Here is a 23,092-nt window from a genome sequence, read left to right on the forward strand (position 1 = left end):
GAGTAGCGTTCCATGACTGACGATATCGGCGCCTTTGTGCCGGGCCCTCGCGCGCGCGTAGATGGCTGCCCCGATGGTCCCTTGTCGGGGCTTACCTTCGCGGCCAAGGATCTGTTCGACGTGGCAGGCGTACCGACGGGCGGCGGCAACCATGACTGGCCGACGGGCCGTCCTATTCCGACGCGGAATGCCTGGGCCGTGCAGACCCTGCTCGACGCCGGTGCCAGCTTGATCGGCAAGACGATCACCGATGAGGTATCGCTCGGTATTCTGGGTGAGAATGCGTTCGACGGCACACCGCGCAACGTGCGCGCTCCCGGCCGCGTCCCTGGTGGCTCATCTTCGGGCTCGGCTGCGGCGGTCGCAGCGGGGATCTGTGATACGGCGCTGGGCACGGACACCGGCGGCTCGGTGCGTGTTCCGTCGAGCTTCTGTGGTCTCTACGGCATTCGTCCTACACACGGCCGTCTCGACGTTACTGGCATGCTGCCCCAGGCACCGACCTCCGACACGACCGGCTGGTTTGCCCGCGATGCCGAGACCTTCGCCAAGGTCTCGTCGGTGATGTTGGGCGAAGCCATCCCCGCGTCGTTGCCCAATCGGTTGATCGTCGCTGTCGACACTTTCGGCTTCGCCGACGCCAATGTGGCCGAGGCCCTGCAGCCGATGGTCAAGCGTCTTGCCGGCATCATTGGATCGAGCCGCGAAGACGTCATGGCACCGCAGGGGCTTTCGGTATGGGCGCGTGCTCAGCGGACGCTGCAGCCCGCGGAAGCCTACAACACGTTCAAGGGCTGGCTCGACGAGCGCAATCCGCGTTTCGCCTTCTCGGTCGCGCGGGCGCTGGTGATGGGCTCGATGATCTCCGAAGCGGACCGCGCCTGGGCCAACCTGATGCGGCAGGAAGCACGGGCGCGGATGAAGTATCTGTTGCCGGCCGGCACCATTCTCTGCCTGCCGACGACGCCGTTTCCCGCGCCGCTGACGAGCCAGTCGCTCTCCGTGCTTGAGCCGCTACGCGATCGCATCACCTGTCTCTGCGCGCAGGGCGGACTTGCCGGCCATCCGCAGGTCAGCCTTCCGGGCGCGACGGTTGACGGCCTCCCCATCGGTCTGTCCATCATCGGCGCAAGGGGCAGCGATGCCAGCCTGGTGGCTGTGGCGCGCGCTCTCGAGGGAGCCCAGTGAAAGACCAAGTGAACGCCGAGTCTGCAAGAGATCTGACGCCCAATCTTCCTGAAGTTGTTGCCGAGGTGAGTGCGCTGTTCGAACGCTACGAACAGGCGTTGATCGACAAGAATGTCGACGTGCTCGACGCGACCTTTTGGAACAGCCCGTACACGATCCGCCTCGCCAACAACGAGCACGGCTACGGCTTCGACCGTATCCATGCCCATCGGATGGCGCGGCCGCCGGGGCCCGGCACCAAGGAGAAGCGCTATCGCGTCGATATCCTGACCTTGGGACGGGACATCGCCACCGTGAACCTCGTCTACAAGGTCCGTGGCAAGGACATGACTGGGCGGCAAAGCCAGACCTGGGTACGCTTTCCGGATGTCGGCTGGAAGGTGGTATCGGCGCACGTTTCGATGATCAGCGAGCAACCCGTCCTGTAGGACGCAAAGAAAACGAGGAGAACGCCCATGAGCGCATCACCGAAACTGGGCAATGTCATCGCGCCAAACCTCGAATGGGTCGCCAAGGTGACGGAGGAAGCGCTGGAGCCGGCGTTGCCGATCGTCGATCCGCACCATCATCTCTGGCAGCGTACCGGCAACGACTACATGTTCCACGACCTGCTGGCCGACACGCAGACCGGCCACAACATCGTGGCCACGGTGTTCGTCGATTGCCATTCGATGTATCGCAAGGAAGGTCCGGCGGAACTGCGCTGCCTTGGCGAGACCGAGTTCGCCAACGGAGTCGCGGCGATGAGCGCCAGCGGCCTCTATGGCGGTCTGCGCGCCTGCGCCGGTATCGTGAGCCATGTCGACCTCCGGCTTGGCGCGAAGGCCGGTGCGGTGTTCGACGCCCAGATCGCTGCTGGCAATGGCCGCTTTCGCGGCATTCGCTACCAGACCGGCCTCGACAAGGACCCTGGCATCCGTCCGACCCGCACCAATCCGACGCCGGGCCTGATGGCCGATGCGACGTGGCGCGAAGGCTTCCGCGAACTCGATCGCCGCGGCCTGACCTTCGACAGCTGGACCTATCATCCGCAGATCGGCGAAGTCGCCGACCTCGCGAGCGCCTTTCCCAACACCCAGATCATCCTCGACCATGTCGGCGGTCCGCTCGGTTATGCCTCCTATGCCAGCCGCCATGACGAGGTGTTCGCTACCTGGAAGAAATCCATGACGGAGCTGGCGCGCCGGCCCAACGTCACGGTGAAGGTGGGTGGGCTCGGCATGGCGATGGGCTGGTTCGATTTCTACGAGCGGCCGACTCCGCCCGGTTCGCAGGAATTGGCCACCGCCTTCAAGCCCTGGGTCGAGACGACGGTCGAGATCTTCGGCGCCGACCGCTGCATGTTCGAGAGCAACTTCCCGGTCGACAAGATCAGCTCAGGGTACGGCGTGCTCTGGAATGCCTTCAAGCGGCTCGCCATGGGTGTGTCGGCTGCTGAGAAGACAGCCTTGTTTTCAGGTACGGCGGCGCGCGTCTACAAGCTCGCGCTCAGCTAGCAAGAATCGTGTCAGGACGACGCTGCGAGGAATCTTTTCAGCATTGAAAGGATTCCTCGCTTCACTTCGGATGACACGAGACATTGCACCGCCTTAGACTTCGGCCACCATTGTTGGAGGCCGTACATGCGTCGCTTTGTTGTTTCCCTCGCAGCCTTTGCAACGCTTGCTGCCGCCTCGGCCGCGTCGGCGCAGACCCTCAAGGTCGTGATGCATTCCGACGTGAAGGCGCTCGATCCGATCTGGAGCGGCGCCTACATCACGCGCAACCACGGCTACATGCTCTACGATACGCTGTTCGCGATCGATGAAGCATTTCAGGTCAAGCCGCAGATGGTCGATAGCTGGACGACCAGCGACGACGGGCTCACCTGGACCTTCAAGCTGCGTGACGGACTCGAATGGCATGACGGCACGCCTGTCACGTCCGAGGATTGCGTCGCTTCGCTGAAGCGCTGGTCGGCGCGAGATGCGATGGGCCAGAAACTCGCCATGTCGCTCCAGGAATACAAGATCGTCGATCCCAAGACCTTCCAGATCGTGCTCAAGGAGAAGTTCGGGCCATTGATCGAGGCGCTCGGAAAGCCCTCGGTGGTCGTTCCTTTCATGATGCCCAAGAAGATGGCCGAGGTGGACGCCTTCAAGCCGATCGATGACTACATCGGCTCCGGCCCCTTCATCTTCAAGAAGGACGAGTGGAAGCCGGGCGAGAAGCTGGTCTACGTCAAGAACCCGAAATACAAGCCGCGGCCCGAGCCGATGTCGGGTCTCGCCGGCGGGAAGGTCGTGAACCTCGACCGTGTGGAGTGGGTCTGGATCCCCGATGCCGAGACACAGCTCAACGCGCTGCTGAACGGCGAGATCGACATGATCGAGGGCGTTTCCTACGACCATCTCGGCATCCTGGAAAAGGACAAGAACATCCGTCTCATCCGCGGCCGGGCGTCGAACCAATACGTCTTCCGCATGAACTGGCTACAGCCGCCCTTCAACAACGAGAAAGTGCGCCAGGCCGCTTCCTATGCGCTGAGCCAGGAGGAGTTCCTGCAGGCCGGTATCGGCGACAAGCGCTACTATCGCGTCTGCAAGGCCATGTTCACCTGCGACTCGCCGCTCGCGTCGACGACCGGCATGGATGGTCTCATCGAGGGCAATGTCGCGAAGGCCCGCGAACTCCTCAAGGAGGCGGGCTATGACGGCACGGTCGTGGTGATGCCGCAGCCGACGGACCTCGGCGTGATCAAGCAGATCGCCCCGGTCGCCAAGGCGCAGCTCGAAAAGGCGGGCTTCAAGGTCGAGGTCCAGCCGATGGACTGGCAGAGCATGGTGGCGCGGCTCGCCAAGAAGGGACCGCCGTCTGAGGGTGGCTGGAACGCCTTCGGCACAAGCTGGGTGCAGCTCGACATCCTCGATCCGCTGATGACTCCGTTCCTCACCGCGACCTGCGACAAGGCGCGGTCGGGCTGGCCGTGCGACGAGGCCCTGGAAAAGCTGCGAGACAAGTTCGTGAAGGCGACCACTGACGCCGAAAAGAAGGCCGTCGCCGAAGAGGTGCAGCGTCACGCCATGCAGGTCGTCACGCATGTTCCCCTCGGCGAATGGTTCGGCGTGCAGGCCGTCCGCGCCAATGTCGTAACCCGGCCGGTGCCGGCGCCGATCACGACCTTCTGGGGCATCAGCAAGAAGTAACGGCTAGAGGCGCGCGCCGGCCGCTCTCAGCCTTTCGCGCAGGGTTGCGGAATCGAGCTGGTTGGCCGGCTGTCCTGTTCGAGCGAGCAGAACTGCGGCGATGCCGACGGCGTGGGCGGCCGCCAGTGCCAAGGCTGGCGGCAGATTGGCCGGGATGACGAGCACATTGTCGATGGCCGGCGCCAGCGCTGCGCGATAAGGCAGGGCATATCGACCGCCCGGTCCCTCGGTGACCGCGATTGTGTCGATGTACTCGCGGCCAGCAATCGGCTCGAAGGCCTGCTGGTCGGCAAGAGACGGGCCGGCAGCGGTGTCGACGAAAAAGCGGGCGCTGATCTCGCCGTGGTCGAGGGCAATGGCGGAGATGGACCGGCCGCGACGCACGACACGGCGGGTTTCGCGACCGGGCAGGAGGCGCCCGCCAGCCGCCGCCATCGTGACGAGAGCATGCAGGCCATGGCCGATGACCAGCACATCGCAGGTCATCGAATTCATCTTAGATCGGTCTTGAGTCGCAGATTACTCCGCGGCCTTCAGCTCCGTTGCCGCGGCGCGTAGCGCACGGTTGGCCGCGTCCTCGGCCTCCCAGCGCGTGCCGATCTCGGCAAGACGTCCCATGACGTCGTCGAGCTCGTGCCCACGTTGGGTCAGCGAATAAGTGACCTTCGGAGGGATCGTCGCCTCGTAGTCGCGCTTCACCAGAGAGGCGCCTTCGAGCGTGCGCAGACGCTCCGTCAGCATCTTCGCGGAGATGCCCGCGACACGCCGCTTCAGTTCGCCGAAGCGCTGTGGGCCGTGCGTGCGCAGGTTGTAGAGAATGTACGTCGTCCAGGGGCCCATCAGCATGCGCAGGATGAAGTCCATGGGACAGGTCGCGCTCTCCTTGGCCTTGGCGGCGGGGACGCTGGCGACCGGAACTTGGCTGGCGGGAGTGGTCATCGGACAATATTCCCAAGGTTACGAATTGGTACCTACTGGTGAAGATATAGTCCGCCTCTCAGATGTTTCCAGTCACTTTGAGAAATCAGATCAACTGATGAAACAAATGGAAATTTCTTAGTTAAATCAAAAGATTGGCGCTCTCTATGAGGGCGGCACGTCGATCGGTGCGATGGGCAGGCTAGCGCCGATCGGTGCGTCGAAGGCATCGCCGCACACGACTTCACGACCTTTGACGCGTTTGGTCGCCGTGTCGCGTAAGGTCGCAGCCTGACAAAGAAGAAGGGCGCCGTCATCGGGCGCCCTTCCTTTCGGTCACTTCTTGCTGATGTTCCAGATCACCGGTACGGGGCCTTCGAGCCAACCCGAGAGCCGGTCCTTGCGGTAGGCGCCGAAGGCCTTGTACTGGCCGACCGGCGCATAGATCGCCTCGTTCATCACGCGGTTGGAGATGGCGAGCCCCAGTTCCTTCTGCTTGGCCGGATCCGTCTCCTTGATGAAGGCGGCGCGCAGCTTCTGCAGCTCCTCGTCGCACGGCCAGCCGAACCAGGCCTTGTCACAGGCACCCGACGCGAAGGAGTTGGTGCCCGGATTGTCGAGGTCGAGCGTGATGTTGGTGGTGAAGAAGATGTTCCAGCCACCCTTGTCCGGCGTCTCCTTGCGGGCACGGCGCGAGACCACGGTCTGCCAGTCCATCGGCATAAGGTCGACCTTGAAGCCGGCCTTTTCGAGCTGCTGCTTGGCGACGGCCTGGACCTGGTTGGAAGATTGCAGGTCGGTCTGCTGCATCAACGCCACCGGGGTGCCGTCGTAGCCGCTCTCCTTCAGGAGTGCTCGTGCCTTCTCGAGGTTCGGCTTGATCAGCAGGTCGCCATATTCCTTGCCGTAGGCCGTGCCGCAGACGAACGGCGCATTGCAGACCTGGTAGATTTCCGGGTCGCCGACCTGGGCGCGCAGCATGTCTTCCTGCGCGATGGCCAGCATCGCGGCCTGCCGGGCCTTCACGTTGTTGAAGGGCGGGTGCAGGTGGTTGAAGCGCATGATGATCTGGCTGCCGAGCTTGTTCCAGCCATAGAGCGCAATGTTCTTCTCGGCCCGCAGCATCGGGAAGAGATCCGGCACCGGCGATTCGATGAGGTCGATCTCACCAGCCATCAGCGCGTTGACCGCCGTGCTGGGGTCGGGGATGGCCAGCCATTCGACGCGATCGACCTTGGCCACCTTGCCACCGGCCAGCATCGACGGCGCTTCAGCGCGCGGCTTGTACTTGGGGTTCTTGACGTAGACGACCTTCTCGCCGGGCTTCCACTCGTCCTTCTTGAAGACGAAGGGGCCGGAGCCTGTGTAGTCCTCGATCTGCTTGAATGGATCGGTCTCGGCGACCCGCTTCGGCATCATGAACGGAACCAGCGAGGACGGCTTGGCCAGCGCCTCGAGCACCATGCCGAACGGCTCCTTGAGCACGATGGCGAAGGTCTTGGCGTCGATCACCTTGAGTTCGCCCGTTGCGGCGGCCAGGAGCTGGCCGAAGGAGTCGCGTACCATCCAGCGCTTCAGCGAGGCGACGCAGTCCTCGGCGGTGACCGGCTTGCCGTCATGCCATTCCAGACCGTCGCGCAACGTGATCGTCCAGGTGAGCTTGTCCGGCGAGACTTCGTACTTCTCGGCCATCTGCGGCTGGACCTTGAGGTTCGCGTCCTTGGCGAACAGCACGTCGTAGATCATGTAGCCGTGGTTGCGCGTGATCAGCGCACTGGTCCAGACCGGGTCCAGAACCTTGAGATCAGAATGCGAAACCATCTTCAGGGTGGTTTGCGCCATTGCAGCGGGCGCTGCCGTCAACAGCCCGACGCAGGCTGCGAGCTGCGCGAGTTTACGCGTTACATGCATGATACTTCCTTCGACTCCTCGGCTCCCCGGATTGCGTGGATAGGCCATCACCTGCCTGAGGCATGGAGCAATGTCCATGCCGCCGAGTTTCGCGCCGAAGCAGCAGGCCGGCCCGCGGGCCTCAGGGCCCACAGTCCGGCGTACCGGTTACTTCTTGCTGATATTCCAGAGGATCGGCACGGGAGCGGGAAGCCAGCCCTCGACGCGATCCTTGCGATAGGCGCCGAACGCCTTGTACTGGCCCAGCGTGATGTAGACCGCCTGTTCCATGACCCGGTCGGAGACGGCGAGAGCAATCGCCTTGCGGCGCTCGGGATCGCTTTCCTTCACGAAATCGGTCCGGAGCTTTTCCATTTCGGGATCGCAGGGCCAGCCGAACCAGGCCTTGTCACAGCCGCCGCTGGTGAAGGAATTGCCGGCCGGGTTATCTGCATCGACCGTGACGGTCGTGGTGTAGAAGACGTTCCAGCCGCCTTTGTCGGGCGCTTCCTTGCGGGCTCGGCGGGCGACCACGGTCTGCCAGTCCATCGCCTGCAGGTCGACCTTGAAGCCCGCCTTCTCCAGCGCCTGTTTGCCGACCGGCGGAAGCTGGTTCGACGACTGCAGGTCGGTCTGGTGCAGCATGACGATCGGCGTGCCGTCGTAGCCGCTCTCCTTCAGGAGCTGACGCGCTTTTTCCAGGTTGGGTTTGACGAGGAGGTCGCCGTAGCTCTTCTCGTAGGGAGAACCGCAGACCAGAGGCGAGTTGCAGACCCTGTAGATCTCGGCGTCCCCGACCTGGGCGCGCAGGAAATCTTCCTGGGCGATGGCGAGCATCGCCGCCTGACGCGCCTTCACATTGTTGAACGGCGGATGGAGATGGTTCAGCCGCATGATGATCTGGCTGCCGAGCTGGTTCCAACCGAACAGGGCCACGTTCTTGTCAGCCTTGAGGACAGGGAAGTGATCGGGGATCGGCACCTCGATCATGTCGATCTCGCCCTGGATCAGCGCATTGACCGCTGTCATCGGGTCGGGGATCGCCAGCCACTCGATGCGATCGACCTTGGCGACCTTGCCACCGGCCAGCATGGACGGCGGTTCGGGGCGCGGCTTGTACTTGGTGTTCTTGGCGTAGACGATCTTCTCGCCGGGCTTCCACTCCTCCTTCTTGAAGACGAACGGACCGGAGCCTGTGTAGTCGTCGATCTGCTTACCGGGATCGGTTTCGGCCACCCGCTTGGGCATCATGAACGGCACGTTAGACGACGGTTTGCCCAGCGCGTCGAGCATCAGGCCGAACGGTTCCTTGAGCACGATGCGGAAAGTTTTGGCATCGACCGGCGCCATCTCGCCGACGCGCGCCATCATCTGCTGGCCGAGCGCATCGCGGGCGGCCCATCGGCGGATCGAAGCCACGCAGTCCTCGGCCGTCACCGGCTTGCCGTCGTGCCATTCGAGGCCGTCGCGCAGGGTGAAGGTCCAGGTAAGCTTGTCGGCCGAAGTCTCGTACTTATCGACCATCTGCGGCTGGATGCGCAGCTGGGCATCCTTGGCGAACAGCACGTCGTAGACCAGGTAGCCGTGGTTGCGCGTGATGAAGGCGGTCGTCCAGATCGGGTCCAGCACCTTGAGGTCGGAATGCGCGACCATCTTGAGCGTCGTCTGCGACATGGCTGGCGTCGCCAGCGACATTCCCATGGCAAGGCCCAGGCCGGCGGCCAACTGCCCCAGTCTCCGTGTTACATGCATAATCCACCCCTCCCAGGAATCGGTCCCCCCGATTTGCACACAGGCTGCCACGAGCCGGATGAGGAATAAAGCGATGTCGATGCCGACGATCTTCGTGTCCCATGGAGCGCCGACCCTGATTCTGGAGGATGTGCCGGCGCGGGCATTCCTGGCGAGCCTCGGTCAGCAGGTGCCGCGCCCGCAGGCGATCGTGGCCGTATCGGCGCACTGGGATACCGACGTGCCGGCGGTATCGCTGGCGCGTAAACCCGAGACGATTCACGACTTTTACGGCTTCCCCGAGGAACTCTATCGCCTGCGTTACAGCGCGCCCGGAGCCCCGGCGCTGGCCGAGAAAGTGGCGAAGCTCACAGGCGCAGCGCACGACCATCGTCGCGGCCTCGACCATGGCGCCTGGGTGCCGGCCATGCTGGGCTGGCCGGAGGCCGATATCCCGATCTTCCAACTCTCGGTGCAGCCAGGCCAGACGCCCGCGCATCATATCGCCCTTGGCCGGAAGCTGGCGCCGCTGCGCGAGGAGGGTGTGCTGGTGATGGGCAGCGGCAGCGCCATTCATAATCTCAGGGCGCTGGTGCGCAGCGGCGATTCATCCGAGCCCGAGCCCTGGGCGCAGGCATTCGATGACTGGCTGGCGGAGACTGTGGAGAAAGGGGATGAGGTGGCGCTCGCCGACTATCGCACGCAGGCGCCGTATGCCCGCGAAGCCCATCCAACCGATGAGCATTTCCTGCCGCTGCACGTCGCCTTCGGCGCGGCAGGCGAGGGCGCACAGGGGCGCACCCTCCATCGCAGCTTCACTCTGGGTAATCTCTCGATGGCGTCCTACGCATTTGCGTAGGACCGCGGCGAAGGGAAGTTAGGCGGCGGCGGCCAGCGCCACGCCCTTCTCCTTCAGAAGCTGCTCGAGCTCACCGGTCTCGAACATCTCGCGAATGATGTCGCAGCCGCCGACAAACTCGCCCTTTACGTAGAGCTGGGGGATCGTCGGCCACTGGCTGAATTCCTTGATGCCCTGACGCAGTTCAGGGTCGACCAGGATATTGACGCCGTGGAACTTGACGCCGAGCTGGCTCAGCACGTCGACCACTGCCGCCGAGAAGCCGCACTGCGGGAACACCGGCGTGCCCTTCATGAACAGCAGAACCTCGTTCTTGCCGATCTCGTCACGGATACGTTCGAACACCTGGGGTTCGCTCATGTCGGTCTCCTGGAGCACCACACGGTGGGTGCGGGATTTGACAACAATATAGGGCCGTCAGGGCCGTTGCGCCATGGTGGTCAATTTCAGGGCATGCAGAACGCCACCCATGCGACCTCCTAACGCGCCATAGACCATCTGGTGCTGCTGAATCTTGGATTTGCCGGCAAAGGCCGCCGAAATGACCGTGGCGGCATAATGGTCGCCATCGCCGGCGAGGTCCTGGATTTCGACCTCGGCGCCGGGGATGCCGTCCTTGATCAGGCGGACGATGTCTTCTGCGTGCATGGGCATGGGTGTCTCCTCAGGCCGCGCTGCTCATATAATCCGGAAGCCAGCCTTCGTGTACGGCCCGCAATTCGCTGAGTGGCAGGTCCAGAAGGCCCTCGACGACCAAATTGACACCGCCTGAATAGCCGAGCTGGACCGCCGGAACGCCGGCCTTGGCAGCCGCGGCGAGCAGAGCCTCGCCATCGTCGGTCGCGACCAGGTACCGGGCCTGATCCTCGCCGTAGAGATAGGCGTGAGGCGCGTTGATGCCCTTCGGCAGCTTCAGCGTGGCGCCGGTCCCGCCCGCCAGGCACATCTCAGCCAGACCGACCAACAGGCCGCCATCGGAGAGATCGTGACAGGCAGCGACCCGGCGGCCCACGATCTCGCCGCGCACGAAGTCACCATTGCGGCGCTCGGCAGCGAGGTCGACCGGCGGCGGTGCACCTTCCTCGCGGCCGTGCAGTTCGCGCAGGTAGATCGACTGGCCGAGCCAGCCCTTCGTCTCACCGAGGAGAACGAGCGCCAGGCCCGACTGCATCAGCCGCGAGCCGACGGAGGTGGCGATATCCTCGATCACGCCGACAGCGCCAATGGTCGGTGTTGGCAGGATGGGACGGCCTTCGGTCTCGTTGTAGAGCGAGACGTTGCCCGACACGACGGGGAAGTCGAGGGCGTTGCAGGCCTCGGTCATGCCCATGATGGCGCCGGCGAACTGGCCCATGATCTCGGGCTTCTGCGGGTTGCCGAAGTTCATGTTGTCGGTGACGGCGAGCGGCTTGGCGCCGGTCGCGGTGATGTTGCGCCACGCCTCGGCCACGGCCTGGCGGCCGCCGGTCTCGGGATGGGCCTGCACGTAACGCGGTGTGCAGTCGGACGTCATGGCGAGGCCCTTGTGGCCTCCGGGCACGCGCACCAGCGCGGCGTCGCCGTCCTGCGGGCGGATCGCCGTGTTGCCCATGATGAGATGATCGTACTGCTTCCAGATCCACGCCTTGCTGGCGAGGTCGGGCGAGCCCATCAGGGTGATCAGCGAGGCGTTCCAGTCCTTGGGCGCCGGTACTTTGGCAGCGTCCAGTTCGGCGGGCAGCGGCGTCAGGGTCCACGGCCGCTCGTACATCGGCGCTTCGGTGACCAGCGGCGGGATCGGGATATTGCCCACGATGTCGCCATGCCAGGACAGGACCATGCGCTCGGTGTCGGTGAGATGGCCGATGACGGCGAAGTCGAGCTCCCACTTCTCGAAGATCTTACGCGCCAGCTCCTCGCGGCCGGGCTTCAGCACGATCAGCATGCGCTCCTGGCTTTCGGAGAGCATGAGTTCGTAGGGATTCATGCCGGTCTCGCGCATCGGCACCTTGTCGAGCTCGACCACAACGCCAAGGCCGCCCTTGGCAGCCATCTCGAACGACGAGGAGGTGAGGCCGGCTGCGCCCATGTCCTGGATGGCCACGATCGCGTCGGTCGCCATCAGCTCGAGGCAGGCTTCCAGCAGCAGCTTCTCGACGAACGGGTCGCCGACCTGCACGGTGGGCCGCTTGCTCTCGCTGTCCTCGTTGAATTCGGTCGAGGACATGGTGGCGCCATGGATGCCATCGCGGCCGGTCTTGGAGCCGACATAGACCAGCGGATTACCGATGCCCGCGGCGGCCGCATAGAAGATACGATCCGACGGCGCGATGCCCACGGTCATGGCGTTGACCAGGATGTTGCCGTTGTAGGCGGAATGGAAGTTCGTCTCGCCGCCCACCGTCGGGATGCCCATGCAGTTGCCGTAGCCGCCGATGCCGGCGACGACGCCCGACACGAGATGCCGTGTCCTGGGATGGTTCGGGTCGCCGAAGCGCAGGGCATTCAGGTTGGCAACCGGCCGGGCGCCCATCGTGAAGACGTCGCGCAGGATGCCGCCCACGCCCGTCGCCGCGCCCTGGTAGGGCTCGATGTAGGAGGGGTGGTTGTGGCTTTCCATCTTGAAGATGGCGGCCTGGCCGTCACCGATGTCGATCACGCCGGCATTCTCGCCCGGACCCTGGATCACCCACGGGGCCTTGGTCGGCAGCTTCTTCAGCCAGACCTTCGAGGATTTATAGGAGCAGTGCTCGCTCCACATCGCCGAGAAGATGCCGAGCTCCACCATGGTCGGCGTGCGGCCCATGATCTTCAGCAGGCGCTCGTACTCGTCCGGCGCCAAGCCGTGCTCGGCGACGATCTGGGGGGTGATCGCGGGTTCGTTGGGGAGCTTGACCGGCGGGTTCTTCTCTTGAGCAATCGTCACGACAGCGCCTCGACCATACCCTCGAACAAACCCTTGCCGTCGGTTCCGCCGAACATCGGCTCCACGGCATTCTCCGGATGCGGCATCAGCCCCAGCACCGTCTTGGTTTCGTTGAAGATGCCAGCAATGTTGTTGGTCGAGCCATTGGGATTGCCCGCACCCTCGACCACGCCGCTCGGCGTGCAATAGCGGAAGGCGATCTGGCCGCGATCCTCGAGTCGCTTCAGCGTGTCGGCGTCAGCGAAATAGTTGCCCTCGGCATGGGCCACCGGAACCTTGATCACCTGGCCTGCCTGATAGCGGTTGGTGAACAGGCTCTGGCTGGTCTCGACCTTGAGGTGGACGTCCGAGCAGACGAACTTGAGATGCGAATTGCGCATCAGCGTACCCGGCAGCAGTCCCGCCTCGGTCACGATCTGGAAACCGTTGCAGATGCCCAGGACGGGCACGCCCTGGGCGGCGCGCTTCTTGACCTCCGCCATCACCGGCGACTGGGCCGCCATGGCGCCGCAACGGAGATAGTCGCCGTAGGAGAAGCCGCCCGGCACCACGATCAGGTCGACCTTCTCGAAGTCGCCGTCGCCGTGCCAGACCATTGAGGGCCTGCGACCCGTGACCAGTTCGATTGCCTGCGCCACATCGCCTTCGCGATTGGAGCCGGGGAAGACGAGGACCGCTGCTTTCATCAGCCGACCAGCTCGATCGAATAGTTCTCGATCACGGTGTTGGCCAAGAGCTTCCGGCACATCTCATCGAGCCGCGCCTTGGCCTTGGCTTTGTCGGTCTCGGCCAATTCCAGCTCGATGAACTTGCCCTGGCGGACGTCACCCACCTCGGGAAAGCCCAGACGGTTGAGGGAATGTCCGATGGCCTTGCCCTGGGGGTCGAGCACGCCGTTCTTGAGGGTCACGTGAACTCTGGCTTTCATGTCGTCTCGCTGGGGCAGGGCTATTGAAGGGTGGTAGGGCCGCGCACGTCGCCCGGTCCCTGGTCGATCAGGATGCCGAGGCGCCGCGCCACCTCTTGGTAGGCTTCCTCGACCTTGCCGAGGTCGCGGCGGAAGCGGTCCTTATCCATCTTCTCGTTAGTGCGCAGATCCCACAGGCGGCAGGAATCCGGGCTGATTTCGTCGGCGAGCACGATGCGGACCATGTCGTCCTCATATAGGCGGCCGAACTCGATCTTGAAGTCGATCAGCTTTATGCCGCAGCCGAGGAAGAGGCCGAACAGGAAGTCGTTGACCCTGAGCGTGAGCGCCACGATGTCGTCGAGGTCCTGCGGCGTCGCCCAACCGAAGGCAGTGATGTGTTCCTCGGTTACCATCGGGTCAGCGAGCTGGTCGTTCTTGTAGAAGAACTCCATGATCGAGCGCGGCAGCTGGGTGCCTTCCTCGACACCGAAGCGCTTGGCGAACGAACCGGCCGCCACGTTGCGGACCACCACTTCGAGCGGGATGATCTCGACTTGCCGGATGAGCTGCTCGCGCATGTTCAGCCGGCGGATGAAATGCGTGGGTACGCCGATCTCGCCGAGCTTGGTCATCAAGAACTCGGAGATACGGTTGTTGATCACACCCTTGCCGGTGATCGTACCCTTCTTCTGGTTATTGAATGCGGTCGCGTCGTCCTTGAAGTACTGGACGATCGTCCCGGGCTCTGGCCCCTCGAACAAGGTCTTGGCCTTGCCCTCGTAGATGCGGCGGCGGCGGGACATTTCTTACTCCTGCGCGGGCAAGTTGAGCCGCCCGCCAATGGGCCGGAATATGGCGGAAACCCCATGCTCCGGTACTGGGGAAAAATCCATTGAAAAAGGTGACGCGACCGTCATATTGATCCTCGAAACGGAGGCCCCCAATGGCCCAGCAAATCACCTATGACAAGGCCTACGATACTATCGCCCCGGAAGATTTCCCGGCGATGTTGCAGGTAGCACGCTACGGCCGCCGAACCGATGCCTTCGACGGCATCATTTCAGCCACTCATGACCATTTTTGGGACCCGCTGGACAAGAATTACATCGATTTCGACCAGCCGTTCGATATGGAAGCGACGCCGGTCATGCCGCAGGAGACCGTGGTCGAACTGCGTAGCGCCGTCGCCGATCGGCTGGACGAGCGGCAGAAGATCCAGCTCTCCAACGACGTCATGCACTGGTCGGTCTCCAATCTCCTGCATGGTGAGCAGGGCGCTTTGTCGCTGTCGGCCAGTCTCTGCCACATCCTGCTCGACCCGGGTGCCCAGGAATATGCTGCCAACCAGGCACGCGAGGAGGCCCGCCATGTCGCAGGCTTTACCCGCTACATCGCCCGACGCTGGGGCGAACCGTTGCCCGTCGGCAAGACCATCGCCACCGTTCTCAACGATCTGGTGAGCACACAGGAGGTCTACAAGAAGATCGTCGGCATGCAGATGCTGATCGAAGGCCTGGCGATGGGCTCGTTCGCGACGCTCAATGCCAAGACCAACGATCCCGTGCTGCGCCGGCTGGTGCAGCTCGTCATGAGCGACGAGGCCTTCCATCACCGCTTCGGCCGCCTGTGGGCCGCCAAGACGATCGGCCACCTCAGTGCCGACGAGCACAAGAAAGTCGAGGACTGGTCGGCGCAGATCTTCCAGACGCTGCTCTTCAACCTGATCAACGCCGAGCAGAAGCAGGTGATCTACGCCAAGTACGGGCTCGATTGGCAGTGGGTGCGCGACGCCGTGAAGGAGACCTTCACTGACGACGATCGCCGCGACCAGCTCAAGGAAAGCACCAACATCTTCCGCGTGCTGATCAAGACGCTTCTGCATGCCGGCATCATCACCCAGCGCACCGCGCCACTCTACGCGGTGTGGGTCGACATGAAGGAACTCGAAGCCGAGGGCGACGGCATCCCGGGCGATGTCGTTGCCGAGGAAATGCTGGTCGTGCTGCGCGAGATCAACGCCAAGCGCAAACGCATCGTCAGCAAGGACCTGGCCGCAGCCTCTTAAGGCTTCCTCGCGAGCACGAAGGCGGAGAGGCCGGCGAGACGGTTGATCGGGAAGAGTGGGAGTTCGGCGGCGCAGATGGCGGTCAGTAGGCCGTTGGTGAAGGTGCCGTGCTTCTTGAGGCTGCTGCGTGGTTCGGTCGTGTTGCGGTCGGCGAGGCGGACAGTGGCGGCCAGTGGAAAGACCAGGCCGAAAAAGTAGGCGCCGCGCACGATCTCGAGCCCCGCATCACGTAGAGCCGTCTCGATCTCGGGCAGGCGGTAGCGCCGCTTGTGCTCCAGGAAGACGTCGTGGCCGCTCCACAGGAAGGAGAAGGCCGGCACTGTCACCAGGAAATGCGCGCCCGCAGGAACCCTGTCGGCATAGTGCCGGACGAGGCCACGGTCGTCGTCGACATGCTCCAGAACGTCCATCATCAGTACGAGGTCGCAATCCGTCGGGCCTGTGTCGCGGCGATAGAGTGCCGGTTTGCCGGCGACGCTGTCGTCGCGGTCGGCCGGATAGCCGATGTCGACGCAGAGCGCACTGGAGGCCGCTGTTTCCACAAGCAAATGCCGGGAGAAGAAGCCCGAGCCCGCGCCGACATCGAGCAAGCGTCGGGGTTGGAGGCCAGCCACGGCGTGGCGCAGCGCTGCCGCCTTGGAGCGGTAGTACCAATGCCGGGCAATGTCTGCGCCGAGGATATCCTCTTCCTTGAGGTCCATAAGGTCAGGCCTCGAGGATCACGCGTGTGGGGGCTCGTCCGCGCCGTCCTCGTAGACGCCTTCCACGACATAGATCGGCCGACCTTTCACCTCGAGGAAGAGGCGGCCGAGATATTCGCCGATGATGCCGAGCGAGAGGAGCTGAATGGCGCCCATGAGCAGGACCGCGATCAGCAACGAGGCATAGCCGGGGGTATCGATGCCGAGGATCAACACGCGGGTCACGATGAAAAGCGCGTAGAAGACGGCGATGGTGGCGATCACCACGCCGACATAGAACCAGGCGCGCAGCGGCGCGGTCGAGAAACTCACGACGCCATCGAGCGCGAAGTTCCAGAGCCGCCAGAAGTTGAACTTGGTGGTGCCGGCGGCGCGTTGCGGCCGCTCGTATGGCACACCGATCGAATTGAATCCGACCCAGGCGAACAGTCCCTTCATGAAGCGGTTGCGCTCGGGGAGCTGCCGTAACACCTCGACGGCGCGCCGGTCGACCAGACGAAAATCGCCGACATTGGGCGGGATGCGTACGGGCGACATGGAATTAAATACACGGTAGAACCAGCCGGCCGACATGCGCTTGGCGCGCGTGTCCGTGAGCCGCGCCGAGCGTACGCCATAGACGATGTCGTAGCCCTCGCGCCAGCGGGCGATGAACGGCTGGATCAGGTCGGGCGGATCCTGCAGGTCGATGTCCATCGGGATCAGGATGTCACCCTTGGCGTGGTCGATGCCGGCAGTAAGGGCCGCTTCCTTGCCGAAATTGCGCGACAGGTTGACGATGCGGATGCGTCGGTCACCGCGGCCTCTGTCGAACAGGCGGGCGAAGGTGTTGTCACGTGAGCCGTCGTTGACGAAGACAAGCTCGAAGCGCAACGACGCGCGCTCGAGCAACGGTATGACCGTGTCGAGGAAGAGATCAATCGACTCCTCCTCGTCGAACACGGGAATGACCAGCGACAGCAGCGGATCGACGGGTCGGCGTTCACGGCGCGCGGCGAGCTGGTGCTCTAGCGCCGCGCCCTTTGCCTCAGTGAAAGGGAAGGCTTGTTCGGGCACCAACGCCCTCAGGTCACAGGCTCGACAGCGCCGCTCAGGTCCATGATGCCCAGTTCGACGATGACTTGCGGCTGCGCCTTCTTCGTCTGGTCCCGGAAGGCTCGTAGTGCCTGGGTGAGCATCTGGGTTTCAAAGGCCCGGTCGGTCTTGAGGCGATCGCCATAGGCGACGGCGGCTGCGCCACAGTCGCGGTGCACGATGCCGATTACGCGCTTCACGTTGTGAAGCTGGACGGAGACGTTGAGGTTCGCCTCCCAGGTGGCCCGCCATTCCTGGAAAGCAGGCGCCACGGCAGCGATCGGACCACCGGCGATGTTGAATTGGCTGTAGGCGTTCTGCCAGCCGCGCCCCGCCATGTAGGCCCAGGTGTTGGTGGTGAAGCGCGGGTCGATGCACTTCATCAGCATGGCTTCGTAGCCCTTGTCCTCGACGGCATGGGCGGGCGCCGTGGCGGCGGCAACGGCCGCGCCGAGACCAAGACCGAACAGGCCACGGCGTGACAGGGCTTGCAGGCAGCCGCAGCCGCCGTGATGGATATGCGTTCTCATTGGAAAATAGTTCTCCCCTCTTGTGCCAGGCCGCCGTTGGAATTGGCGACCCACGTCTTTATCGAGCCGTCTTGTTCACGACGGGCCTGCACACTGAACGCACCGCCAGCGAACACCGGCGACAGGGCTCGGAACTCGAAGCTCTTGGCGATTCTAGCGGGGTTCGTGCGGCGCGCCAGTTCCATCTGGAGCAAACCCATGAGAGGGCCATGAACGATCAGTCCGGGATAGCCTTCAGTCCCGGTGACATAAGGTTGGTCGTAATGGATGCGATGGCCGTTGAAGGTGAGAGCAGAGAAGCGGAACAACAGCACGGGATCGGCCTGGATCGTCTTGCGCCAGGTCGGATCGGTCGGAGCTGGCTTCGGTGGCCTCGGCTTTTCGTCGGGCTTGGCGGCCTCGCGGTAGACGATGTCGTGTTCCTCGACCAATGACACGCCACGCGGTCCCGAGATCGTGTGCTGTACCGTGACGAACACCATCGAGCCGGTCGAGCCTGTCTTGGGTTCGACGGATTTGATCGTGGAGCGCCGTTCGATCGTCTCGCCGACGCGTACTGGCTCGCCGTCGAAGGTGAAGCGGCTGCCCGCCCACATGCGGCGGGGCAGCGGCACTGGCGGCAGGAAGTCGCCGCGCTCGGCGTGGCCATCTGGCCCGATCTTGGATTGCGGCGCGATCTCCAGGAAATAGAGCCAATGCCAAAGGGGCGGCAGCGGATCGCCATTTCGGGGATCGGGATCGCCCTCGTCGAGGGTAGCAGCCAGTGCACGGACCGGGAAAGGAGCGGCGAGATCCTCCACGGACTGCGTCCTGCCGATCCATTCCTTGAGCTTTTCCAGTGACATAACGGTCGATCCTCCTCGCGAGGCGCGACTTTGCCACCGCCAGCACAGGGTGGAAAGACGCGCGCGTGATCGCTATAAACCCGCGCGACGAGTTAACTGGAGCGGCCGATGACCACGTTCGACGAACGCGAAAAATCCTTCGAAAAGAAGTTCGAGCTCGACCAGGAACTGCAATTCAAGGTCAAGGCCCGCCGCAACAAGCTGCTCGGCCTGTGGGCCGCCGGCCTGCTGGGCAAGACGGGCGCCGATGCCGAAGCCTATGCCAAGGAAGTGGTCCTGGCCGACTTCGAGAAGCCGGGCGACTCTGATGTCGTGCACAAGATCATGAAGGATCTCGCCGCCGTCGGTAAGCCGATGGAGGATCACACGATCCTCAAGCAGGCCGAGCGGCTGCTGGTCGATGCCAAGAAGCAGATCATGGCGGACACCCACTGACCCAGGGTCAGCGGAAGCGCGTCTTCAGCCGAAGACGCGCTTGAAGATCGTGTCGACGTGCTTGGTGTGATAGCTCATGTCGAACAGCGCCGTGAGCTCGTCATCGGCCAGGAATTCGCCGATCTCCTTGTCGGCGCGGCAGAGCGCCAGCAGCGAGGCATTTCCCCTCCAGGCATCCATCGCGTTGCGCTGCACGGCAGCGTAGGAAGCCTCGCGGCTCATGCCTTTCTGCGTCAGCGCCAACAGGATGCGCTGTGAGAAGACCAGCCCGCCCAGCGAGTCGAGGTTGGCCTTCATGCGATCCTTGTAGACCACGAGCTGCTCGACGACGCCCGCGATGCGGTTCAACGCGAAATCGAGCGTGCCGGTGGCGTCGGGGGCGATGTAACGCTCGGCAGAGGAGTGCGAGATATCGCGCTCGTGCCACAGGGTGACATTCTCGAGCGCCGGAACGACGGCGCTCCGTACGACGCGGGCGAGGCCGGTCACATTCTCGGTCAGCACCGGATTGCGCTTGTGCGGCATCGAGGAGGAGCCCTTCTGGCCCTCGGAGAAGAACTCCTCGGCCTCGCGGACTTCGGTGCGCTGCAGGTGGCGGATTTCGGTGGCGAGATTCTCAATCGACGACGCAACCACGGCAAGGGCAGCGAAGAACGCAGCATGGCGGTCACGCGGGATGACCTGAGTGGACACCGGTTCGACCGTCAGGCCGAGCTTCTTGGCGACATGCTCCTCGATGCGCGGATCGACATTGGCGAAGGTGCCGACGGGCCCCGAGATGGCGCAGGTCGCGATCTCGGCGCGTGCCGCCACGAGCCGCGCTCGGTTGCGCTCGAAAGCGGCGTAGTGGCCCGCGAGCTTGACGCCGAAGGTTGTCGGCTCGGCATGGATGCCGTGGCTACGGCCGATGGTGAGCGTGTCCTTGTGCTCCAACGCGCGCTTCTTCAGCGCCGCCAACAGCCGGTCGGTATCGGCCAGCAGGATGTCGGCCGCCTGGGTGAGCTGCACGGCGAAGGAGGTATCGAGCACGTCCGAGGAGGTCATGCCCTGATGGACGAAGCGCGATTCCGGGCCGATGAACTCGCCCAGCCAGGTCAGGAAGGCGATGACGTCGTGCTTGGTGACCCGCTCGATGGCGTCGATCTTCTCGACATTGCCCGCTGGATCGGCCTGCAAAGCGGCCATGGCCTTCTTGCCGCCGTCCCAGATCGCCTTGGCCGAGGCCTTGGGGATGATGCCCAGTTCCGCCATGGCGTCGCAGGCGTGCGCCTCGATCTCGAACCAGATGCGGAAGCGGTTCTCGGGGGCCCAGATGGCCGCCATCTGCGGCCGGGAATAGCGGGGGATCATGGCCGGGTTTTTAGCGCCGAAGCCTGTGCGACGCCATGCTAGAAGTGGCGCACATCAATCTGCAGAAGACATGGAACCGCTCAAAAACTGCCCCCGCGACACCCTGGCTGCCATCAAGGGCGTGCTGACTGACATCGACGAAACACTGTCCACCGACGGCAAGCTGACAGCCGAGGCCTATGGCGCCCTGGAGGCGCTGAAGAAGGCTGGCCTGCTGGTTGTCCCCGTCACTGGCCGGCCGGCCGGCTGGTGCGATCTCATCGCCCGCTTCTGGCCGGTCGACGCCGTGGTGGGGGAGAACGGCGCCTTCTGGATGTGGCATGACGCTGGCGCGGGCAAGCTCCGCACCCGCTTCATCCAGTCCGACGCGGAGCGTGCCGAAGGTCGCCGCCGTCTGGACGCGGTGCGCACCGAGGTGCTGCGCGAGGTGCCCGGGACGGGGATTGCCTCGGACCAGCCCTATCGCGCGGCCGACCTGGCCGTCGATTTCTGTGAGGATGTTCCGCCGCTGCCGGCCGCCGACATCGAACGTATCGTCGCGATCTTCGAAAAGCACGGTGCCCACGCCAAGGTGAGCTCGATCCATGTCAACGGCTGGTTCGGCGACTACGACAAGCTCACGACCAGCCGCACGATGATGGCCGAGCTGTTCGGCGCCGATATCGCTGCCGAGCGGGAACGGTACGTCTTCGCGGGCGATTCGCCGAACGATGCGCCGATGTTCGGCTACTTTCCCAATGCCCTGGGTGTGGCCAATGTCCGCGACTTCGCCGACCGCCTCGAGCACAAGCCGCGCTGGATCGCGTCGGCGCGTTCGGGTGCGGGCTTCGTGGAACTGGCGAAAGCGCTGATCGCCGCGCGGCGCTAGCGCGTCGGCGGTGTCGGCGGGGCCACCAGCAACGAGCCGTAATGGGTGATGCTGTCGGCCTGGCTCCAGACGCCCATGGCGCCGGACTGGACCAAGCCGCGGTCGGTGGCGGTGAAGAGCGGCTTACCGTCGAGCGCCACCTCGAAGCGGTCGTTGACGGCGATCACGCGCAGGGAGTGCCATTCGCCGAGGGCAATCGGCGCCTCCTTGCCGGCAATCTGGCTGCGCTTGCCCTTTTCCACGCGATAGAGGCGCACTGAATTGTCGCGCGCATTGGCACGGACGAGCAGGTAGTCGTTGGCGCTCTGCGCCCGGAAGGCGAAACCCGCGACCTGCTCACGCGACCCGGAAATCGGCTTGAAGCGCAGCGTCGCATCGAAGTCGCGCGCGACGGTCTGCTCGGAAATGCAGAGGGGAAAACGCAGGTCCGTTGCGTCAGCGGCGGTTTCGGTGAGCGCCCAGCCGTCGGGCCCGTCCTTGTCCGGAACGGCCTGCCAGACCGGCGGACGGCCGATCCCCGTCATCCCCTGGGTGCAGCCGACACGGCCATCCGGCGTCGTGAGCGGCACCACGAGTTGCGCGGCCGCTGGCGTGGCGAGGAAGAATGGCAGAAGAAAAAGAACGATGCGCATGCTGCCAGCCTAGCAAAAAACGTGTCCGGCTTGACCGGCTCTTCGGGAGGGAGGAGTTTACGCCGCGGCCGTATTTCGGACGAACTTTTCAGGGGGAAACACGATGCGTTTGTGCACCATCCAGAACGGCGGCAAGGCCGTCGTCGGCGTCAAGACGGGCAACGGCAAGATCATCGATCTCAGCAAGCAGATGCCGCGCGGACCGAAGTCGGTCGTCGAGATCCTGGCTGGTGGCAAGAAGCTGCAGCAGGCCGTCCTCAAGGCCTGCGCCAAGCCCAAGGCGGGCGCCACGGTGTCGGAGAAGTCGGCCAAGTATCTGCCGCCGGTTCCCAATCCCGGCAAGATCCTCTGCATCGGTCTCAACTACCGCAAGCACGCCGAGGAAACCGGCAGTGCGATCCCGGACTATCCGCTGGTGTTCACCCGCTTCAACAACACGCTGGTGCCGCATAACGGCAAGTTGCTGCGCCCCAGCCACTCCAACCAGTTCGACTGGGAAGCCGAGCTCGCCGTCATCATCGGCAAGAAGTGCCGCAACGTGCCGAAGGCAAAGGCCCTCAGCGTGATCGCGGGTTACGCCTGCTTCAATGACGGCTCGCTGCGCGACTGGCAGCGCAAGTCGGGCGGCCAGTTCACCTTGGGTAAGGGCTTCGACGGCACCGGCGGGTTCGGCCCCGATATCGTTACCTCCGACGAGCTCCCGCCAGGCGGCTCGCCGCTGCGCATCATGACCCGCGTCAACGGCAAGACGATGCAGGACAGCAACACCGACGATCTGATCTTCGACGTGCCGACCCTGGTGCACGAGCTCACCAAGGTCATGACCCTCGATCCGGGCGACGTCATCATCACCGGCACGCCGTCGGGTGTCGCGATGGCGCGCAAGCCGCCGAACTGGCTGAAGCCGGGCGACGTCTGCGAGATCGAGATCGAGAAGATTGGCGTGCTGCGCAACCCGGTGATCCAGGGCGCCTAGGCGAATAGACCGAGGGTACGCCACTTCGGT

At 64.0% G+C, this 23,092-nt stretch carries 25 protein-coding genes; 9 read left to right on the forward strand and 16 right to left on the reverse strand.

Annotated features, from left to right (window positions below):
* Positions 1-12 precede the first annotated feature (12 nt).
* The 4 genes from EPO50_RS16365 (at position 13) to EPO50_RS16380 (ending at position 4,373) form a co-directional block, all read left to right on the forward strand.
* Positions 13-1,188, forward strand: a complete 1,176-nt coding sequence (locus EPO50_RS16365; protein ID WP_296345897.1) for an amidase — start codon at positions 13-15, stop codon at positions 1,186-1,188.
* Entirely contained in the window at positions 1,185-1,616 is a 432-nt protein-coding gene (locus EPO50_RS16370) for an AtzH-like domain-containing protein (RefSeq protein WP_296345899.1), read from the forward strand. The genes EPO50_RS16365 and EPO50_RS16370 overlap by 4 nt, the downstream gene beginning before the upstream one ends.
* A gap of 27 nt (positions 1,617-1,643) precedes the next feature.
* The gene (locus EPO50_RS16375; RefSeq protein ID WP_296345901.1) at positions 1,644-2,684 is read left to right on the forward strand and encodes an amidohydrolase; all 1,041 of its coding nucleotides are present in this window, start codon (positions 1,644-1,646) and stop codon (positions 2,682-2,684) included.
* A 126-nt stretch (positions 2,685-2,810) separates the two neighbouring features.
* Positions 2,811-4,373, forward strand: coding sequence for an ABC transporter substrate-binding protein (locus EPO50_RS16380; RefSeq protein WP_296345902.1), 1,563 nt, complete (start codon positions 2,811-2,813; stop codon positions 4,371-4,373).
* Positions 4,374-4,376: 3 nt separating this feature from the next.
* Here the strand turns inward: EPO50_RS16380 and EPO50_RS16385 are convergent, their stop codons facing one another.
* The 4 genes from EPO50_RS16385 to EPO50_RS16400 all read right to left on the reverse strand — a co-directional run bounded on the left by EPO50_RS16385 (position 4,377) and on the right by EPO50_RS16400 (position 8,933).
* Entirely contained in the window at positions 4,377-4,868 is a 492-nt protein-coding gene (locus tag EPO50_RS16385; RefSeq protein WP_296345904.1) for a hypothetical protein, read from the reverse strand.
* 24 nt (positions 4,869-4,892) lie between these two features.
* Positions 4,893-5,312: a helix-turn-helix domain-containing protein gene (locus EPO50_RS16390; protein ID WP_296345906.1), complete on the reverse strand. Its 420-nt coding sequence runs from the start codon at positions 5,310-5,312 to the stop codon at positions 4,893-4,895.
* Positions 5,313-5,627: 315 nt separating this feature from the next.
* Complete coding sequence (locus EPO50_RS16395; protein ID WP_296345907.1) at positions 5,628-7,202, reverse strand: ABC transporter substrate-binding protein; 1,575 nt, start codon at positions 7,200-7,202, stop codon at positions 5,628-5,630.
* A gap of 147 nt (positions 7,203-7,349) precedes the next feature.
* Positions 7,350-8,933 carry an ABC transporter substrate-binding protein gene (locus tag EPO50_RS16400; RefSeq protein ID WP_296345909.1) on the reverse strand — a complete coding sequence of 528 codons (1,584 nt, stop codon included), beginning with the start codon at positions 8,931-8,933 and terminating at the stop codon, positions 7,350-7,352.
* 73 nt (positions 8,934-9,006) lie between these two features.
* On the opposite strand from EPO50_RS16400, the gene EPO50_RS16405 reads away from it, so the two are divergent.
* Positions 9,007-9,771, forward strand: a complete 765-nt coding sequence (locus tag EPO50_RS16405) for a class III extradiol ring-cleavage dioxygenase (protein WP_296345911.1) — start codon at positions 9,007-9,009, stop codon at positions 9,769-9,771.
* A gap of 18 nt (positions 9,772-9,789) precedes the next feature.
* On the opposite strand, the gene grxD is transcribed toward EPO50_RS16405, so the two are convergent.
* Genes grxD through purC form a run of 6 tightly spaced genes read right to left on the reverse strand, consistent with a single transcriptional unit; the run spans position 9,790 to position 14,389 of the window.
* Entirely contained in the window at positions 9,790-10,131 is a 342-nt protein-coding gene (grxD, locus tag EPO50_RS16410; RefSeq protein WP_296345913.1) for a Grx4 family monothiol glutaredoxin, read from the reverse strand.
* Positions 10,132-10,188: 57 nt separating this feature from the next.
* Entirely contained in the window at positions 10,189-10,425 is a 237-nt protein-coding gene (locus EPO50_RS16415) for a BolA/IbaG family iron-sulfur metabolism protein (RefSeq protein WP_296345915.1), read from the reverse strand.
* A gap of 10 nt (positions 10,426-10,435) precedes the next feature.
* Positions 10,436-12,676 carry a phosphoribosylformylglycinamidine synthase subunit PurL gene (purL, locus tag EPO50_RS16420; protein ID WP_296345916.1) on the reverse strand — a complete coding sequence of 747 codons (2,241 nt, stop codon included), beginning with the start codon at positions 12,674-12,676 and terminating at the stop codon, positions 10,436-10,438.
* Entirely contained in the window at positions 12,673-13,362 is a 690-nt protein-coding gene (gene purQ, locus EPO50_RS16425) for a phosphoribosylformylglycinamidine synthase subunit PurQ (RefSeq protein WP_296345918.1), read from the reverse strand. Before purQ ends, purL begins: the two co-directional genes overlap by 4 nt.
* Complete coding sequence (gene purS, locus EPO50_RS16430; RefSeq protein WP_296345920.1) at positions 13,362-13,604, reverse strand: phosphoribosylformylglycinamidine synthase subunit PurS; 243 nt, start codon at positions 13,602-13,604, stop codon at positions 13,362-13,364. Before purS ends, purQ begins: the two co-directional genes overlap by 1 nt.
* 20 nt (positions 13,605-13,624) lie before the next feature.
* The gene (gene purC / locus EPO50_RS16435; RefSeq protein WP_296345922.1) at positions 13,625-14,389 is read right to left on the reverse strand and encodes a phosphoribosylaminoimidazolesuccinocarboxamide synthase; all 765 of its coding nucleotides are present in this window, start codon (positions 14,387-14,389) and stop codon (positions 13,625-13,627) included.
* 140 nt (positions 14,390-14,529) lie between these two features.
* On the opposite strand from purC, the gene EPO50_RS16440 reads away from it, so the two are divergent.
* Entirely contained in the window at positions 14,530-15,651 is a 1,122-nt protein-coding gene (locus EPO50_RS16440) for a ferritin-like domain-containing protein (RefSeq protein WP_296345925.1), read from the forward strand.
* On the opposite strand, the gene EPO50_RS16445 is transcribed toward EPO50_RS16440, so the two are convergent.
* The 4 genes from EPO50_RS16445 to EPO50_RS16460 are packed head-to-tail and all read right to left on the reverse strand — an operon-like array spanning position 15,648 to position 18,801.
* Entirely contained in the window at positions 15,648-16,352 is a 705-nt protein-coding gene (locus EPO50_RS16445; protein ID WP_296345927.1) for a class I SAM-dependent methyltransferase, read from the reverse strand. The two genes, EPO50_RS16440 and EPO50_RS16445, sit on opposite strands and share 4 nt — an antisense overlap.
* Positions 16,353-16,370: 18 nt before the next feature.
* Positions 16,371-17,408 (reverse strand): glycosyltransferase family 2 protein, encoded by a 1,038-nt coding sequence (locus tag EPO50_RS16450; RefSeq protein WP_296345929.1) that lies wholly within the window; start codon positions 17,406-17,408, stop codon positions 16,371-16,373.
* Positions 17,409-17,416: 8 nt separating this feature from the next.
* Entirely contained in the window at positions 17,417-17,956 is a 540-nt protein-coding gene (locus tag EPO50_RS16455) for a hypothetical protein (protein WP_296345932.1), read from the reverse strand.
* The gene (locus EPO50_RS16460) at positions 17,953-18,801 is read right to left on the reverse strand and encodes a MaoC family dehydratase N-terminal domain-containing protein (protein WP_296345934.1); all 849 of its coding nucleotides are present in this window, start codon (positions 18,799-18,801) and stop codon (positions 17,953-17,955) included. Before EPO50_RS16460 ends, EPO50_RS16455 begins: the two co-directional genes overlap by 4 nt.
* A 108-nt stretch (positions 18,802-18,909) precedes the next feature.
* On the opposite strand from EPO50_RS16460, the gene EPO50_RS16465 reads away from it, so the two are divergent.
* On the forward strand, positions 18,910-19,236 hold the full coding sequence (locus EPO50_RS16465) for a DUF1476 domain-containing protein (protein ID WP_296345936.1): 327 nt from the start codon (positions 18,910-18,912) through the stop codon (positions 19,234-19,236).
* Between the two features lie 24 nt (positions 19,237-19,260).
* Here EPO50_RS16465 and purB read toward each other — a convergent pair whose 3' ends face one another.
* The gene (gene purB / locus EPO50_RS16470; protein ID WP_296345938.1) at positions 19,261-20,586 is read right to left on the reverse strand and encodes an adenylosuccinate lyase; all 1,326 of its coding nucleotides are present in this window, start codon (positions 20,584-20,586) and stop codon (positions 19,261-19,263) included.
* Positions 20,587-20,656: 70 nt separating this feature from the next.
* On the opposite strand from purB, the gene EPO50_RS16475 reads away from it, so the two are divergent.
* Entirely contained in the window at positions 20,657-21,454 is a 798-nt protein-coding gene (locus EPO50_RS16475; RefSeq protein ID WP_296345940.1) for an HAD-IIB family hydrolase, read from the forward strand.
* Here the strand turns inward: EPO50_RS16475 and EPO50_RS16480 are convergent.
* On the reverse strand, positions 21,451-22,086 hold the full coding sequence (locus EPO50_RS16480; protein ID WP_296345942.1) for a hypothetical protein: 636 nt from the start codon (positions 22,084-22,086) through the stop codon (positions 21,451-21,453). The genes EPO50_RS16475 and EPO50_RS16480 overlap by 4 nt on opposite strands.
* Before the next feature lie 103 nt (positions 22,087-22,189).
* Here EPO50_RS16480 and EPO50_RS16485 point away from each other — a divergent pair, with 103 nt between their 5' ends.
* Positions 22,190-23,062, forward strand: coding sequence for a fumarylacetoacetate hydrolase family protein (locus tag EPO50_RS16485; protein ID WP_296345945.1), 873 nt, complete (start codon positions 22,190-22,192; stop codon positions 23,060-23,062).
* The last annotated feature ends 30 nt before the right edge of the window (positions 23,063-23,092 follow it).

Origin of the sequence: Reyranella sp., from assembly GCF_004297405.1 — a bacterium.
GTDB lineage: Bacteria > Pseudomonadota > Alphaproteobacteria > Reyranellales > Reyranellaceae > Reyranella.

Coding starts and splice junctions, on each gene's coding strand:
- EPO50_RS16365 (WP_296345897.1), top strand. CDS start 13: ATGACTGACGATATCGGCGCCTTTGTGCCGGGCCCTCGCGCGCGCGTA.
- EPO50_RS16375 (WP_296345901.1), top strand. CDS start 1,644: ATGAGCGCATCACCGAAACTGGGCAATGTCATCGCGCCAAACCTCGAA.
- EPO50_RS16380 (WP_296345902.1), top strand. CDS start 2,811: ATGCGTCGCTTTGTTGTTTCCCTCGCAGCCTTTGCAACGCTTGCTGCC.
- EPO50_RS16385 (WP_296345904.1), bottom strand. CDS start 4,868: ATGAATTCGATGACCTGCGATGTGCTGGTCATCGGCCATGGCCTGCAT.
- EPO50_RS16390 (WP_296345906.1), bottom strand. CDS start 5,312: ATGACCACTCCCGCCAGCCAAGTTCCGGTCGCCAGCGTCCCCGCCGCC.
- EPO50_RS16395 (WP_296345907.1), bottom strand. CDS start 7,202: ATGCATGTAACGCGTAAACTCGCGCAGCTCGCAGCCTGCGTCGGGCTG.
- EPO50_RS16400 (WP_296345909.1), bottom strand. CDS start 8,933: ATGCATGTAACACGGAGACTGGGGCAGTTGGCCGCCGGCCTGGGCCTT.
- EPO50_RS16405 (WP_296345911.1), top strand. CDS start 9,007: ATGTCGATGCCGACGATCTTCGTGTCCCATGGAGCGCCGACCCTGATT.
- grxD (WP_296345913.1), bottom strand. CDS start 10,131: ATGAGCGAACCCCAGGTGTTCGAACGTATCCGTGACGAGATCGGCAAG.
- EPO50_RS16415 (WP_296345915.1), bottom strand. CDS start 10,425: ATGCCCATGCACGCAGAAGACATCGTCCGCCTGATCAAGGACGGCATC.
- purQ (WP_296345918.1), bottom strand. CDS start 13,362: ATGAAAGCAGCGGTCCTCGTCTTCCCCGGCTCCAATCGCGAAGGCGAT.
- purS (WP_296345920.1), bottom strand. CDS start 13,604: ATGAAAGCCAGAGTTCACGTGACCCTCAAGAACGGCGTGCTCGACCCC.
- purC (WP_296345922.1), bottom strand. CDS start 14,389: ATGTCCCGCCGCCGCCGCATCTACGAGGGCAAGGCCAAGACCTTGTTC.
- EPO50_RS16440 (WP_296345925.1), top strand. CDS start 14,530: ATGGCCCAGCAAATCACCTATGACAAGGCCTACGATACTATCGCCCCG.
- EPO50_RS16445 (WP_296345927.1), bottom strand. CDS start 16,352: ATGGACCTCAAGGAAGAGGATATCCTCGGCGCAGACATTGCCCGGCAT.
- EPO50_RS16455 (WP_296345932.1), bottom strand. CDS start 17,956: ATGAGAACGCATATCCATCACGGCGGCTGCGGCTGCCTGCAAGCCCTG.
- EPO50_RS16460 (WP_296345934.1), bottom strand. CDS start 18,801: ATGTCACTGGAAAAGCTCAAGGAATGGATCGGCAGGACGCAGTCCGTG.
- EPO50_RS16465 (WP_296345936.1), top strand. CDS start 18,910: ATGACCACGTTCGACGAACGCGAAAAATCCTTCGAAAAGAAGTTCGAG.
- purB (WP_296345938.1), bottom strand. CDS start 20,586: ATGATCCCCCGCTATTCCCGGCCGCAGATGGCGGCCATCTGGGCCCCC.
- EPO50_RS16475 (WP_296345940.1), top strand. CDS start 20,657: ATGGAACCGCTCAAAAACTGCCCCCGCGACACCCTGGCTGCCATCAAG.
- EPO50_RS16480 (WP_296345942.1), bottom strand. CDS start 22,086: ATGCGCATCGTTCTTTTTCTTCTGCCATTCTTCCTCGCCACGCCAGCG.
- EPO50_RS16485 (WP_296345945.1), top strand. CDS start 22,190: ATGCGTTTGTGCACCATCCAGAACGGCGGCAAGGCCGTCGTCGGCGTC.